Annotated in this window: 13 protein-coding genes; 8 read left to right on the top strand and 5 right to left on the bottom strand. The window is 70.9% G+C overall.

Annotation, left to right across the window (positions count from 1 at the left end; genetic code table 11):
- Window positions 1-99 precede the first annotated feature (99 nt).
- The 8 genes from ABD143_RS00375 to ABD143_RS00340 all read left to right on the top strand — a co-directional run bounded on the left by ABD143_RS00375 (window position 100) and on the right by ABD143_RS00340 (window position 8,243).
- Window positions 100-849 carry a carbonic anhydrase family protein gene (locus ABD143_RS00375; RefSeq protein WP_343969396.1) on the top strand — a complete coding sequence of 250 codons (750 nt, stop codon included), beginning with the start codon at window positions 100-102 and terminating at the stop codon, window positions 847-849.
- Between the two features lie 455 nt (window positions 850-1,304).
- Window positions 1,305-2,117, top strand: a complete 813-nt coding sequence (locus tag ABD143_RS00370; RefSeq protein WP_343969393.1) for a VldE C-terminal domain-containing protein — start codon at window positions 1,305-1,307, stop codon at window positions 2,115-2,117.
- A gap of 574 nt (window positions 2,118-2,691) precedes the next feature.
- The gene (gene urtA, locus ABD143_RS00365; RefSeq protein ID WP_343969390.1) at window positions 2,692-3,915 is read left to right on the top strand and encodes an urea ABC transporter substrate-binding protein; all 1,224 of its coding nucleotides are present in this window, start codon (window positions 2,692-2,694) and stop codon (window positions 3,913-3,915) included.
- A 71-nt stretch (window positions 3,916-3,986) separates the two neighbouring features.
- On the top strand, window positions 3,987-4,892 hold the full coding sequence (urtB, locus tag ABD143_RS00360; RefSeq protein WP_343969387.1) for an urea ABC transporter permease subunit UrtB: 906 nt from the start codon (window positions 3,987-3,989) through the stop codon (window positions 4,890-4,892).
- Window positions 4,889-5,992 carry an urea ABC transporter permease subunit UrtC gene (urtC, locus tag ABD143_RS00355; protein ID WP_343969384.1) on the top strand — a complete coding sequence of 368 codons (1,104 nt, stop codon included), beginning with the start codon at window positions 4,889-4,891 and terminating at the stop codon, window positions 5,990-5,992. The genes urtB and urtC overlap by 4 nt, the downstream gene beginning before the upstream one ends.
- The gene (gene urtD / locus ABD143_RS00350; RefSeq protein ID WP_343969381.1) at window positions 5,992-6,801 is read left to right on the top strand and encodes an urea ABC transporter ATP-binding protein UrtD; all 810 of its coding nucleotides are present in this window, start codon (window positions 5,992-5,994) and stop codon (window positions 6,799-6,801) included. The genes urtC and urtD overlap by 1 nt, the downstream gene beginning before the upstream one ends.
- 8 nt (window positions 6,802-6,809) lie before the next feature.
- A complete protein-coding gene (gene urtE, locus ABD143_RS00345; RefSeq protein ID WP_343969378.1) occupies window positions 6,810-7,493 on the top strand; it encodes an urea ABC transporter ATP-binding subunit UrtE in 684 nt (227 codons plus the stop codon).
- 18 nt (window positions 7,494-7,511) lie between these two features.
- Entirely contained in the window at window positions 7,512-8,243 is a 732-nt protein-coding gene (locus tag ABD143_RS00340; RefSeq protein ID WP_343969375.1) for a GntR family transcriptional regulator, read from the top strand.
- 22 nt (window positions 8,244-8,265) lie between these two features.
- On the opposite strand, the gene lepB is transcribed toward ABD143_RS00340, so the two are convergent.
- The 5 genes from lepB to ABD143_RS00315 are packed head-to-tail and all read right to left on the bottom strand — an operon-like array spanning window position 8,266 to window position 14,413.
- Window positions 8,266-8,724 (bottom strand): signal peptidase I, encoded by a 459-nt coding sequence (gene lepB, locus ABD143_RS00335; protein ID WP_343969372.1) that lies wholly within the window; start codon window positions 8,722-8,724, stop codon window positions 8,266-8,268.
- Window positions 8,725-8,765: 41 nt separating this feature from the next.
- Window positions 8,766-9,248 carry a hypothetical protein gene (locus ABD143_RS00330; RefSeq protein WP_343969370.1) on the bottom strand — a complete coding sequence of 161 codons (483 nt, stop codon included), beginning with the start codon at window positions 9,246-9,248 and terminating at the stop codon, window positions 8,766-8,768.
- Entirely contained in the window at window positions 9,245-10,831 is a 1,587-nt protein-coding gene (locus ABD143_RS00325; protein ID WP_343969367.1) for a multicopper oxidase family protein, read from the bottom strand. Before ABD143_RS00325 ends, ABD143_RS00330 begins: the two co-directional genes overlap by 4 nt.
- Entirely contained in the window at window positions 10,828-13,782 is a 2,955-nt protein-coding gene (locus ABD143_RS00320; protein WP_343969364.1) for an ATP-binding protein, read from the bottom strand. Before ABD143_RS00320 ends, ABD143_RS00325 begins: the two co-directional genes overlap by 4 nt.
- Window positions 13,775-14,413, bottom strand: a complete 639-nt coding sequence (locus tag ABD143_RS00315; protein WP_343969361.1) for a response regulator — start codon at window positions 14,411-14,413, stop codon at window positions 13,775-13,777. The genes ABD143_RS00320 and ABD143_RS00315 overlap by 8 nt, the downstream gene beginning before the upstream one ends.
- Between the last annotated feature and the right edge of the window lie 448 nt (window positions 14,414-14,861).

Genomic DNA, 14,861 nt, shown 5'->3' with positions numbered 1-14,861 from the left:
CGGGTTCGGTGATCGCCGCCCGCACTCGCGTTCCGCCCATCACTCGATGTAGCGTCGCCTCAGGACAAGTCCGTGCATACAGTATGGAGGCGACAGACAGTGCAAACGAGACGAAGGTTCCTGATCGGCGTTCCCGCGGTCGTCGCGGCCGCCATGGTGGTGCCGACCGGGGCTGCGGCACTCGCGACGACACCTCGCCAGAGTCCGATCCACATCCGCTCCCACAAGGCGGTCTCCGCCCCCGATCTCCCCGAGCTGGTCGTCGACTACCCCGACCACGTCGACGTCCACGTCCACTACGTGCGCAAGGACCAGGACGACCCGAACGGCTGCAACCTCCGCCACCACGAGGAGGTCGTGGAGGCCGAGGTCCCGGCGGGCGCGGCAGCCGTCGAGCTCGACGGCGTGCGCTACGAACTGCTCCAGTTCCACTTCCACTCCCAGTCCGAGCACGTGCTCGACGACCGCCGGTTCCCCATCGAGCAGCACTTCGTGCACCGCGGCCCGGACGGCCAGACGCTCGTGCTCGGCCTATTCCTCGCGGGCGGCGGGAGCGGCGGCACGTATCAGGACGCCGTGCTGCGCGAGATGCCGCAGGAATGCGGCGAGGAGTTCGAGGTGAGCGGTGACCTCGCCGCCGCATTGCCCTCCGACCTGTCCACCTTCCGCTACGACGGCTCGCTCACCACCGCGCCGTTCACCGAGGGCGTCTCGTGGCTGGTGCTGAAGGAGCCCGTGCGGGTGGCCCAGGAGACCGTCGAGCGCCACCAGGCCTTCTTCCCGGACGGCAACTCGCGTGACGTGCAGCCGCTGAACGGGCGCGTTGTGCGGTACCGGGAGCAGCGCTGACGGCCCCACCCGGGGAGCCGGGAGATCGATCCTAGGGACAAGCCATGACTGACGCGCCGATCACCGCGGTCAAGGACATCTGCGTGGACGCGGGTGACGCGGGGCGGTCGGCGCATCGTCCGGCTAGACGGGCCCGCCTGTTCGGTCGCTGAACCGGCATCGCCGCTGGTCGCAGCGGTGTAGCCGATTTCCCCCGAACGGGCGAGCCGTCCTGCCGCTCGTCGCTCCTCAGTGCACTCTCGTCCCATCGGAACCGCCTAGGACGCGCGAACCGGCCGTCGGTTGCTTACGTTCCCTCTCGGATAGATGACGGCAAGGTCACGAACAGGACACGGGACTTCCCACTCGCCGGCTCCCCGAAGCCGGACGTCCTACCTGGCCGTCGGTCCGGAAGGTTGGTCGTGGCTCGGCATCGCTCCCCCCGGGGCCGAGGCGCGCACCAGGGCCCGATTCCGGTGGCTGTCGGCCGCCGGCGCACGGGCGCAGGTGCGCACCGGTCCGTCGAGACCCCGCTACGGCGGGGTGCCGCCGTCGTCGCCGTCACCGGCGGCGCCTTCGCCCTGGTCGGGGCGGCGTCCCCAGCGTCGTCCGCAGCGCTGGTGGACGCACCCGTCGTCCCGGCCGCGCAGGCCCCGGCGCCCACCGACATCCTCGCCGCCCAGGCGGTGCTTGCCGCCGCAGCCGACGGCGTCCGGGTCCGGTCGGCCGTCGAGCCGGTGGACCCGGACCCGGACGTCGTCGACGCGAGCGACCTCGTCAAGGCCGTTCAGCTCGCGGAGCAGATCATCGCGCGGATCGACGCCGAGCGCGCCGCCGCCGAGGAGCGCGCGGCGCAGCAGCGCGCCGAGGCTGAGGCGCGGCAGCGCGCCGACGCGGCGCGGGCCGCGGTCGGCGGGGACTGCGGAATCAAGACGCCCGGCCTCGGCGCCGTGAGGTCACACGTCCGCACGGCCGCCCAGTTTCTCGGCTGCCGCTACGGCGAGCCGGACATGTACGGCGTCGCGGGCCGGGCGGGCACCTCCGACCACCCCGGCGGACTCGCCGTCGACTTCATGGTCAACCGCGCCACCGGTGATTCCCTCGCCAACTGCGCGCTGAAGAACATGGACGAGCTCGGGATCAAGTACGTGATCTGGGAGCAGCGGATCAACTACGGCAGCGGCTGGTCGGCCATGGAGGACCGCGGCGGCGTCACCGCCAACCACTTCGACCACGTCCACATCTCGTTCGACGCGAGCCGGGGCCGTGGCGACTTGCGCGGCTGCTGACCGGGACCGCGAGACCGGGCACCTGGTTCCGCCGCGGTAACTCGGTGATCCGAAGGTGCGTACTTCCGTGATCCGGCGCCCGGCCCGAGGATCGGGTTATGGCCGCCCGCGTCTCCTCGTTCTCCTCGATCGCCGACACGTTCCTCCGCTACGTCCGAGACATCGAGTGCTGCACGATGGTCACGGTCGACCGGCTGGGCGTGGGCGGGGCGTCAGAGTTGCACCAGAGCTGTTCGATCTTGCCTGAGCAGCTCTCATGTCCTTCTCACGACCCCGGCCGGTGCGTATCTGTGTGCAGAGCCTGGGATGGCGGGCGGGTCCGGCCGGCAACTCGACGACCGGCCTCGCGGCAAGCCCGCAACCTCACGGTTACGTGGGCCGCGGAAGCCGGAAACACACTGTCCATAGTGTACGCCGCCGTGGATACAAGAGCGTATCCAGCAGATCAGAGGCCAATTTGCTGCTCAGTTCGGGGCCTGAGCGCGCGGGCAAAGCCTCGACGCTGCCGCAGTCGGCGACGACGTGGAAGGCATTCGTGATGAGTCCTGTTCGTGCCAGTCGGAGGGCCGCTGCCGTGGCGCTCCTGGCCAGCTGCCTCGCCCTCACCGCGTGCGGAGCGCGCGTCGGTGACTCCGGGGGCGCCGGGGCGCCTGCCGCGGCGTCCTGTGTGGACACGTCGGGCAGCGAGGTGAAGATCGGCTTCCTGAACTCGCGCTCGGGCACGATGGCGATCAGCGAGAACACGGTGTTCGACTCGCTGTCGCTCGCCGCCCAGCAGATCAACGCCGCGGGCGGGGTGATGGGCAAGCAGTTGACCGTTGTCGCGGAGGACGGCGCGTCGGAGCCGACGATCTTCGCCGAGAAGGCGCAGAAGCTGATCCGCAGCGACTGCGTAGCCGCGGTGTTCGGAGGCTGGACGTCCTCGTCGCGCAAGGCGATGCTGCCGGTGTTCGAGAGCAACAACGCGCTGCTCTTCTACCCGGTGCAGTACGAGGGACTAGAGGCGTCGAAGAACATCTTCTACACCGGCGCGACCACCAACCAGCAGATCATCCCGGCGCTCGACTACCTCAAGCAGCAGGGCGCGACGAGCCTGTTCCTGGTCGGCAGCGACTACGTCTTCCCGCAGACCGCCAACAAGATCATCAAGGCGTACGCGGCGGCCAACGGCATGGAGATCCGCGGCGAGGAGTACGCCCCGCTGGGCCATACCGACTTCGCCACGATCGTCGCCAAGGTCCGCGACGCCGGGGCCGACGCGGTGTTCAACACCCTCAACGGCGACTCGAACGTGGCCTTCTTCAAGGAGTACAAGAACCTCGGCCTCACGCCGGCCGCGATGCCCGTGGTCAGCGTGTCGATCGCCGAGGAGGAGGTCGGCGGCATCGGCGTCGACAACATCGTCGGCCAGCCGGTGGCCTGGAACTACTACCAAACCCTCGACTCGCCCACGAACCAGCAGTTCGTGCAGGCCTTCAAGGCCGAGTACGGGGCCGGCCGGGTCACCTCCGACCCGATGGAGGCGGCCTACACGTCGCTGTGGCTGTGGAAGGGCATGGTCGAGAAGGCCGGGTCGTTCGAGGTGGACGCCGTGCGCACCGCGGCCGACGGCGTCAGCTACGACGCCCCGGAAGGCACGGTCACGGTGAACGGGGAGAACCACCACATCGCCAAGACCGCGCTCATCGGCAAGATCGGCCCCGACGGGCTGATCTACACCGAGTGGTCCTCCGGCAACCCGATCGAGCCCGATCCGTACCTGGCGACCTACCCCTGGGCCGGCAGCCTGTCCGGCTGACCGTCGTGCCACCTGGCCGGCCGGGACGTCTCCCGGCCGGAGTTGTTCAGGACGCTCCTTAGGTCGAGGGCGTGTCCGGAAGGGAGCCCGACGTGGAGATCATCGTCACCCAGGTGTTCAACGGCCTCTCCGGAGGCTCGATTCTGCTGCTCGCCGCCCTCGGCCTGGCGCTCACGTTCGGCCAGATGGGCGTGATCAACATGGCGCACGGCGAGTTCATCATGGCCGGCGCCTACACCGCCTACGTCACCCAGAACGTGCTGGGCTCGGCAGGGCTCTCGCTGTTCGTGTCGCTGCCGATCGCGTTCGTCGTCGGTGGCCTGCTCGGGGTGGTACTGGAGGCCACGCTGCTGCGCCGCATGTACCACCGCCCGCTCGACACCCTGCTGGTCACCTGGGGCGTCTCGCTGGTGCTGCAGCAACTGGCCAGGGACGTGTTCGGCACCGCAGGCGTCGACGTGCCCGCGCCGACGTGGTTGTCGGGCCCGGTGGAGGTCCTCGGGTTCTCCTTCCCGCGGACGCGGCTGTTCATCCTGGCGCTCGCGATCGCCGCGTTCGTCGCGCTCGCGGCGGCGCTGCGGTTCACGCCGCTGGGCCGCCGGATCAGGGCGACCGTCCAGAACCGGCCGCTCGCCGAGACGGCCGGCATCTCCACCCGCGCCACCGACCGGCTCACCTTCTTCATCGGCTCCGGTCTCGCCGGGGTCGCCGGGGTGGCCCTGACGCTGATGGGTTCGATCTCACCCAACCTCGGCACGTCCTACATCGTCGACGCGTTCCTGGTGGTGGTCGTCGGCGGCATCGGGCAGATCAAGGGGGCGGTCATCGCCGCGTTCCTGCTGGGAATCGTGCAGAGCTTCCTCGAGTACTCGACGACGGCATCGATCGCGAAAGTGCTGGTGTTCGCGCTGATCGTCGCGTTCCTCCAAGCCCGCCCGCAGGGCATATTCACCGTCCGGACAAGGAGCCTGGCGTGAGCAGGCTCCTTACCTCCCGATGGGCGGTGCTCGGCGGTTTCGCCGTCGGCGCGCTGCTGCTGTTCGTGGTGGCGCCACTCGCGCTGTCGCCGTTCCGGCTCGACCAACTCGGGCGCTACCTCTGTTTCGCCATCGTGGCGGTGGGAATCGGGCTCGCCTGGGGCCGCGGCGGGATGCTGACGCTGGGCCAGGGCGTGTTCTTCGGCCTCGGCGCGTACCTGATGGCGATGCACCTCAAGCTCGCCGACGCGGGGCCGGGCAAGGTGCCCGACTTCATGGCGCTGATCTCGTCGGACGGCGTGCCCTGGTGGTGGGAGCCGATGCGCTCCGAAATGGTCACGCTGCTGGCGATCCTGATGCTCCCCGCCGCGCTCGCCGCCATACTGGGGCTCGCGACATTCCGCCGGAGGGTGCGCGGCGCGTACTTCGCGATCCTGTCGCAGGCGCTTGCGGCAGCCTTCGCGATCCTGCTGATCGGCAACCCGACCGGCACCGGCGGGTCGACCGGGCTCTCCGGCTTCCGTGGGTTCTTCGGGTTCGCCCTCGCCGACCCCGCGAACCGGATGATGCTGTTCTTCATCGCGGCGGCAGTGCTGCTCCTGATGCTGGTGATCGCCCGCCAGCTGATGGTCAGCCGCTACGGGGAGCTGCTCGTCGCCTGCCGCGACGCCGAGGAGCGGGTGCGCTTCCTCGGCTACGACCCGGCCACCGTCAAGACCGTGGCGTTCGTCGTCGCCGCGCTGATGGCGGGCGTCGCGGGTGCGCTGTTCGTGCCGATCGTCGGCATCGTCTCGCCCAACGACGTCGGCATCGTCCCCTCGATCGGGATGCTCATCGGTGTCGCGATCGGGGGCCGTACCACCCTGTTCGGGCCCGCGCTCGGTGCCATCGCGGTCGCGTGGGCGGGCAGCACGCTCTCGGAGCAGCTCCCGTCGGGCTGGACCTACATCCAGGGCCTGCTGTTCATGCTGGTGATCGCGTTCCTGCCGGGTGGGCTCGCCTCGCTCGGCGGGCTGTGGCGCCGCCGCGTCACGCCGGGAGGGCGGGCGCAGCCCGTAACCGCCACACCCGCGGTCCCGGCCGCGACGGGAGGGGATTGATGGAAGCCGACTACCTGGAGGTCACGGGCCTCAGCGTGAGCTTCGACGGGTTCGTCGCCGTCGACTCCGTGGACCTGTCCGTGCTTCCCGGCGACCTGCGATTCCTCATCGGACCGAACGGGGCAGGCAAGACCACGCTCATCGACGCGGTCTCCGGCCTTACTCCGGCCACGGGGTCGGCCCGTTACGCCGGGCACGAGCTCGTCGGGCGGAAGGTCCACCGCATCGCGCGGCTCGGGGTGGGGCGCACCTTCCAGACGGCCACGGTGTTCGAGGAGCTCTCGGTGCTGCAGAACCTCGACATCGCCGCGGGCCACCGGCGCGGCCCGCTCACCCTGATGCGGCGTAGGCGCGGCATCCCCGACGAGGTGGCGGAGACACTGGAGACGATCGGGCTCACCGATCTCCTCGACGCCCCGGCCGGGATCCTCGCCCACGGGCAGAAGCAGTGGCTGGAGATCGGGATGCTGCTGGTGCAGGACGCCCGGCTGCTCATGCTCGACGAGCCGGTGGCCGGCATGAGCGCCGAGGAGAAGGAACAAACCGGAAAGCTCCTGCAGCGGATCGGCGCAGACCGGACGGTTGTGGTGGTCGAGCACGACATGGACTTCATGCGCTCGTTCGCCTCGTCGGTCACCGTGCTGCACGCCGGCACGGTGCTCGCCGAGGGGAGCGTCAAGCAGGTGCAGGCCGACCCGCGTGTGCAGGAGGTCTACCTCGGGCCCGGCCGCCACACCGCTGAGGGATGGCAGCCGGCGGGGCGGGTAAGCAAGGCCGAGCTGGAGACCGTGCTCGGGGAGGGCGTTTAGTGCTCACCATGTCCGATGTGGAGGTCGGTTACGGCCGCACCTCCGTGATCCACGGCGTCACGATCGAGGTGCCGCCCGACGGCGTGGTGGCGGTGATGGGCCACAACGGCGCCGGGAAGACCACCCTGCTTCGCGCCGCCGTCGGGCTGCTGCCCACCCGCTCCGGCCGGATCCTCCTGGACGGCGAGGACGTCACCGGCACGGCGCCGCACAAGCGGGTGCGGCGCGGACTCGCGTACGTCCCCCAGGGACAGCAGTCCTTCGGGCAGATGACGACGATGGAGAACCTCCAGGTCGTCGCCGACGGGCGGACGGGCGGCGGGGCGCTCGTCGACGAGGCGCTCGACCTGTTCCCCGCGCTGCGCAGCCTCCTCGGCAGGAGGGCCGGCCTGCTCTCCGGAGGGCAACGCCAGCAACTCGCGATCGCCAGGGCGCTGATCACACGACCGCGGATGCTGATCCTCGACGAGCCGACCGAGGGCATCCAGCCGTCGGTGGTGGCCGAGATCGAACAGGCGATCCTCGACCTCACCCGCCGGGGCGGGCTGTCGGTCCTGCTCGTCGAGCAGCACGTCGGGTTCGCCCTCGACGCCGCGGGCCATTACTACGTGCTCGCGTCGGGGCGCGTCACGGCGGAGGGCACGGGTGGCACCGGCTCGGTCACCGACGTCCGTTCCGCGATGGCCATCTGAGCCACGGGGGAACGTCATTTGACAGGTATCCCCTCGGGCCGCCCGGGCGCAGGGCGTGTCGTCCCGCTGCGGGAGCAGGTGTACACCTCGCTGCGTGACGCGCTCCTCGACGGCCGGGTGCCGCCCGCGGAGCGGCTCACCGAGCCGAAGCTGTCGAAGCGGTTCGGCGTGTCCCGCACCCCGGTACGCGACGCACTGACGCGGCTGGTGGCCGACGGCCTCGTGCAGCGCGAGGACTACGGCTACTCGGTTGTGGTGCCCAGCATGTCGCGGGTGCGGGACCTCTACGAGGTCCGGATCGCCGTCGAGCTGCGCGGGATCAGCCGCAGCATCGAGAACCCCGGCGTCCGGCACGACGCGGCCGTGCTGGGTGCCGAGCTGGAGCACTGGTACGGGCTGCGGGCCGCCCCGCCCGACCCGTCGGCGGAGTTCGTGCTCGAGGACGAGCGGTACCACGCGGCCCTGCTGCGAGCCTCGGGAAACGCCGAACTCGTGGCGGTGCTGGTGGACGTCAGCCGACGTATCCGGCGGGTCCGGATGTACGACTTCATCATCCCCGGGCGCATCGAGACCTCGATCGCCGAGCACGTCGAGATCGCCGAGCGGCTCGTGGAAGGCCGGCTGGAGACGGCGCAGAAGCTCCTGCACGCGCACATCGGGGAGTCGCTGGAGATCGTCGTGGAGCGGGCCACGCGCGCGCTCGTCGCGGTGAACGCACGCCACACCGGCGTCCCGGTCTACCTCGCCTGACCGGCTGCCCAGGCGGCAGGCGTCAGAGCCGGCCCGGTGACGGCCAGAGCCGGAACGTGACCCGACCGACCACCGAGTCCTCCGGCGCGGGCCCGAACGTCAGCGAGTCCACCGACTCGCCGCGGTTGTCGCCCAGCACGTACACGCTTCCCCGGGGCACCGGCAGCGGGCCGGCATAAACACCGTCGATCCGGGACTGGTCGGCGTAGGGCTCGACGACGGCGGCGCCGTTGACCACGACCACCCCGTCCTCGATCGCGAACCGGTCGCCGCCCAGGGCCAGGACCCGCTTGACCAGCAGCCCGGATCCGTCCGGATCGGAGAGGGCGACGAGGTCGCCGCGCCGGAGCCCCCCGGTGTCGTGGACGAGCAGCACCCGATCGCCTGCGTGCAGGGTGGGCGCCATGCTGACCGAGCTGACCCGGACCAGCTCGACCGGGAGCAGCCCGGTGACGAGCAGCCCCGCCAGGACGACGGCCACGACCGCGACGACCCGGAACGGCGTGATCCGACCGCCTCCGTTCAGCCGATCAGGCCCGTGAACCATGCGAGCCACACCGCCGCCCCGACCGCGAGGATCGTGTCGACCGCGGCCCGGCGCCATGGCGCCGGCAACAGAGTGGGCAATGCGGTGACCGTGACGAGCTCGACGATCACCACTGCGGTGCCCAGGGCGTCCGGGTCCTCGGGGCGGTCGCTGTGCGGCCCGAGGTCGAGGACGACCGTCCGGCTCACGACGTAGAGGAGCAGGAGCCCGATCGTGCCGGCGAGCACCACCCCGACGGTCGCCGGGCGGGGACCCTTGCGCAGCGCCGGGCCGAGTCCGAGCTGGGCCACGCCGACCGTGAGGAAGAACGCGGCGAACACCAGCCCGTGGTCGAGGTGCTCCAGCGCCGCGACGACGTGGCCCGCGCCGGCCAGCACCATGCCGAGGGCAGCGGCGTCGGCCCATCTACTGCGGGAGGCGGGATGCGCGGCCGGGCGGACGTCCGCGAGGGCGCTCACAGGGCCGCCGTCCCAGGCAACGGCGGCGCAGGCAGCGGCTGCGCCGGCGCAGCGAACGGGCTCGGACCGTTCATGCCGACCTCGAACTGGGTCATCATGTCGTGGTCCTCGTGCGGCAGATTGTGGCAATGCATCATGTAGCGGCCGGTCTGGTGCTCGAACTTCATGATCAGCCGCACCGTCTCGCCCTCGCCGACGTAGACCACGTCCTTCGGCCCCTTTTCCTCGGGCCGCGGGGGAAGCCCGTTGCGGGCGAGGATCTGGAAGTCGACCAGGTGGATGTGCACCGGGTGGAACCAGCCGCCCGAGCTGTTCTCGATCTCCCAGATCTCCACGGCGTTCGCCGCCGGATTGGCGAACGTCGCGCGGAAGTCGGAGGCGACGACGTCCGCCCACGTCATGTCGCCGATCTCCCAGATCTCGCCGTCCTTCTTGACCCGGAACCTCCGGGTTCTCGTGGACATCGCCGGGGTGAGCAACATCGTCGGGTCGTTGGGGCTGAGCACGGCAGGCACCTCGTTGCCGGCCGGGTCGAACGGGTCGGCGGTGACATCGAAGGCCATCACCTTGTTCGTATCGTCGTAGTCGATCGAGTTCTCCACGCCCAGGTTGCGCAGGGTGACAAGCTGCCCGACCGCGTAGTTCGCGAAGTCGATCACGACCTCGTAGCGCTCGGCCATGCCATGGCGCAGCTGGGCGACCTGTTGGGGCGCCGGCATCAGCCCGCCGTCCGTGGCGATCACGGTGAGCGGATCGCCGGTCGAGAGCGCGAGGCGGTAGCCCCGGGAGGTCGACGCGTTGAGGATCCGGAAGCGGTACTTGCGCCGCTTGACCTTCATAACGGGCCACGGTCGCCCGTTTACCAGGATCACGTCGCCCCAGAGTCCGGAGTGGAGCTTGTCGTCGTACTTCAGCGAGCCGTCGGCGGCGAACATCGCGTCGCTGATGATGAGCGGGACGTCGAACTCCCCCGTGGGGAGGGGGAGCGTCTCCGCCGGGTCGATGAGGTGGTACTGGGCGGCGAGTCCGGAGTAGACGTTCTCGCTGGTGTGGTGCACCCCGTGGTCGTGGTACCAGAGCGTGCGCGCCGCCTGGTTGTTCGGGTAGCGGTAGTCCTTCCACTGGCCGGGCAGAGTGACGTCGTTGGCGTAGCCGTCGAACTGCGGGAGCGACGCCGACCCGTGCAGGTGCGTGGAGGTCGACGGGACGTAGGCCAGGGTGGGGTGGGTGGCCGGCAGTTCGTTGATCTGGCGCACCACGGTCTCGCGGCCCTTCGGCACGATGATCGTCGGCCCCGGCAGCGTCCCGTTGTAGGTGAACACCGGGGTCTGGAAGCCGGGCAGGATCTGCAGGGTCTCCTGGCGCTGGGTGATCTCGTAGTAGTCGGTGGTCGCGTCAGAGCTGACCGGAGCCAGCACCGGTGGCTTGGCGAAGGGCACCGTGAACGGTCTCGGCAGCTTGTCCCTGGGGATGGTCGAGATCGACTTGGCGCGCACAACCCGCTCGAGCGGAAGCGCGAGTGCGGCGGCGCCGAGCAGGGAGACTTTGACGAGTTCCCGGCGGTTCAAGCTGTGCGCGGTCATGGGGCTGTTCCTGTCGTGGGGTCTGTTCCTGTCGTGGGGCCCGTTCCTGTCAAGGGGCAGGTATCGGGCGCGATCGATGCCGGGTCGGAGGGGGCGGCCGAGGCGCAGACCGGCGCGAGCCCAGGGGCAGCGGGCGGCACGACGGCGGGATCGGTCCCCGCGGAGGGCTGAGGCGGTGCCGGGTTCGGCGAGGCGGGCGGCGGTGTGGACGTCGGTGGCGCCGGCTGTTCCGGAGGGGTGGTCGGGGTGGCAGGCGGAGTCGATGTCAACGGCCCACCGTCGGTCTCCGGCGGCACCGCGGCGGGCGGGTTGGTGACGGGCGGCGGGGCCGGGTTGGGTGGGCCCGCCGCCACGGGCGGGGTCTGGACCTCGGGCCCGGGCGCGGCCGGGTCGGCCGGGGCAACCGGGGCCGGGGCACCCGGTGCGGCGGCGGCCGGATCGGGCGCATCCGGGGCGCCGGCCGGGGCAGGGGCGGCCGGGGCAGGGGCGGCCGGGGCAGGAGCGGCCGGGGCAAGAGCGGCCGGGGGAGGCACCGGTGGTCCGGGGACGAACATGGCAACAGCGGCCGGTGCCTGCGGAGCGACGGTGGGCGGGCTCACCGAGATGTCTGAAGGCGTCGGGGCGACCGGGAGGGAGAAGACGCCTCGGGCGTACCCGGCGGCGTATGCCAGCACCCACCGCACGTACTCGGAGGAGTGGTTGTACCGGTACACCGCCTCGGCGGCTCCGGACGAGGTACGCAGGTCCGATCCGCCCGCACACAGATAGCGGCCGGCCGTGGCGGCGGCGTCGTACACGTTGTGCGGACTGGCCACGCCGTCGGCGTTGCCGTCCGTGGCGTACCCCGCCCAGGTGGACGGGATGAACTGCATCGGCCCCACGGCTCGGTCCCAGCGGTCGTCGCCGTCCAGCCGGCCGCCGTCGCTGTCACCGATGGCGGCCACACCGGGCCCGCCTGCGAGCACCGGCCCCAGAATCGGGGAGAGCGTGGACCCCGCGGTGTCCACCTGGCCGCCGCGGGAGTGCCCGGACTCGATCCGCCCGATCGCGGCCAGCAACGGCCACGTGATCCCGCAGTCGGGGTCGGAGAGCTGCGCTGCCCCCGCTGCCTTCTGGTACGCCGCGAGGATCGGCGCCGGAATGCCCATGGTCCCGATCGGGGTGCGCCCGGCTTCCGGTGCCGGTGCGGCTGCCGTTGCTGCTGCCGAGCCGGGTGCCGGTACGGGGACGGCCTCGGCCGCGAGAGCTGCTGCCGGGTCCTCGCCGGCCTGGAGGACCACCTGGGTGATCGACGCAGGAGGGGCTTCCTCGGGCGGCGCGGGGCTGGTGAGCTTCGCGCCCGTCGCCGCGGACAGCGCGAGCACACCGGCGAAGAGGGCGGTCCCCTTCCAGCCCGGCCACGAGCGGCGGCCCGACCGCGCCGATTGCGCGTCGTCGACGTTCCCGCCGGGGGCGGGAGCCTCGGGAGAACTGCGCGGCATGGGAATCCTGACGTTGGCGCTGGCTGAAGCCGTGACGGGGTCGAGATTGCCGTTGTCCGCCGCGGCGGAGGAGCCGCTCCTGGGGGACAGGTCACCCCCCAGATTGCGGGGCTTCTGCGAGCCGCGCGGGTGTGCGACTGCCGGGATCGGGTACCCAGCGACCCGCGTCGGCACGCGCGCCTCGGCCACGGTTCCGCCGCCGGGCCCCGGCCGCAGCGTCAGGTCACCGCCCATCTCGACCAGCCGGTCATAGAGCATCTTCAGCCCCATGTGGCCGTCTTCGCGCCGCTCCAACGGCCGCGGCGGCGGCCCTGTCCCGTCGTCGGTCACGCGCAACCGGACCGTGTCGCCCCCGCGCCACCGCTGCTCGTCGTCCACGCCCAGCCACACGTGCACGACCGACGCCCCCGCGTGCTTCACGACGTTGGTCAGCGTCTCCCGCGCGGTCCGGTACAACGCCGCGGCCGCTTCCGGATCGACCGCGGGAAGCGGCTCGATCTCCACGTGCACGGTCATCCCGGCCCCGCGCAACGGCTCCGCGAGCTGCGTGACCGCGGCAGCCAGCCCGGAGCCGGTGAGATCGGGCGGGTAGATGTCCACCATCAGCCGGCGCAGCGCCGCCACCGAAGCCCGCACCGTCGCGCCCAGCCGGTCCGCCATCTCCTGGCGCTCCGGTGGCACGTACCGGCTCAACGCCCCCATGGCGTAGCCGACCCCGGCCAGGTCCTGGACCACCCCGTCATGGATGCCCGAGGCGATCTCCTTGCGCTCCCACTCCGACGCTGAGAGGGCCCGTTCCAGCAACAGCGTCCGGTCCGCCTCGTGCCGGCGCACCCGGCGGGCCAGCGACACCGCGATCGGGATCTGCACCAGCTGCAGCAGCACCAGCGCGCCGACGACCAGCGGCACGACCTGCGCCGTGAGCTGGGCCGACTGTTGCTCCGCGGTCCGGTAGTCGAAATACACCTCGAAGGCCAGGACGCGGCCGGGTATGCGCAAAGGCACGTAAACCTCGACCTGGGGCCCCGACGGCGGTGGGCCCGCCTCCGGCGTCCAATCGAGGGTGGAGCGGGTCTCGCCGAACAGGACGGCGGCGACGACCTCGGCGGGAGGCTCGTACAGCCTGCCGATCACCGCCGGGTTGTCGGAGTACACGACGCGGCCCTCGGCGGTCCAGACGTTCATCTCGGTGATCGAGCCGTCGCGCATCCGGCTGTCCAACATTCGGTCCAGCTCGCCCCGCTGCGCGGCATTCCCATTCAGCACCGCGTCGAGTGCGGGGGCGACGACGAACTCGGCCAGCTGTTGCGTGATCTTTTCGTCCTCACGCAGTGCGTGGCGCTCGGCCACCTGTTTGATAATCAGCGCCGCGCCGCTCGAGATTATGATCAGGACCAGTAACCCGACCCCGACGAACGCCATGAGCTCGCGGCGCACCCGGCTCGCGCCGGGCAAGGTCTGCCTATCCATCAGCGGCGTCGAGGAGGCCCAGCTGCTGGGCCTTCACGACCGCCTCGAGCTGAGAGCGCACCCCGAGCTTTCCGAGCAGTGCCTTCACGTATCCCCGGCACGTGTGGACGCTGATTCCCAGCACCCGCGCGATCGCCTTCGGGGCCAGCCCCTTGCCGAGACAGGCCAGCACCTCGCTCTCCCGGTGGGTGAGCGCCGGGACCAAATGGCGCTCCCCGGCCGCCGCCCAACGGGGGGGTGGTGCGTTGCCGCCGAACGCCGACGGCGCGACCAGCATCGATCCGTGCCGGACACGCCGGAGGACGTCGAGCATCTCGTCCAGGGAGCCGTCCTTCGGGACGAACGCGGAGGCGCCGGCCTGGGCCGCCCGGACCACCCATTGTGGATCGCGGTGGGCGGACACGACGACGATCACCGTGTCGGGTGCGATCTCCCGGATCCGCCGGGTGGCGGCGAGGCCGTCCTGCCGGGGCATCTCGATGTCCATCACGATTACGTCGGGGCGCAGGTCGACAGCCATGGCCACGCCCTCCGCCGCGCTCGTCGCGGTGCCGACGCACGTCATTTTGGGTTGTGTGGACACAGCGAACGACAGAAGATCAGCAAAGGCTCGATGGTCATCCACAACCATGATCCGGATTTCGTCCAAAGAGGTCGTTGAACCAACGGCTGCACTCATGGCTGCACGCATTCGGAGCCACCGTCCTTCGTCCACTGTGTGTCCCGTAGCAGCCGCAGGTTCGCGATGCGTGCCGGGTTCGTTACTCCCCGGATCACGATGCGCACACCCCAATTTTGGGGGGCGCGCTCGCGAATCACGGGCGGCAGGCTGGACGCCTCGCTCGGCGACGACTCCACGACGCATGCGGGGCAGCGTCACGGTCCCGCGGGACGCGTCGTGAGACATGCCCTGCCTCCCACTGAGCAGGAGGTGAACCCCATGAAAGCCCCGGCTGCACCCTGGTCGCCGGCACCTTCGGGGGCCGGCGCGTGGGCGTACTAGGCGCCGCGTTCGAGCCCGGCAGCGACGACGTGCGCGATTCCCCTGCCGCTGCACGTCGCCGCTGCCATCCAACTCG

The organism is Pseudonocardia aurantiaca (assembly GCF_039526725.1).
Lineage (GTDB): Bacteria > Actinomycetota > Actinomycetes > Mycobacteriales > Pseudonocardiaceae > Pseudonocardia > Pseudonocardia aurantiaca.
The sequence above is the reverse complement of the archived record's forward strand: the minus strand, read 5'-3'. Positions and strand labels throughout refer to the sequence as shown.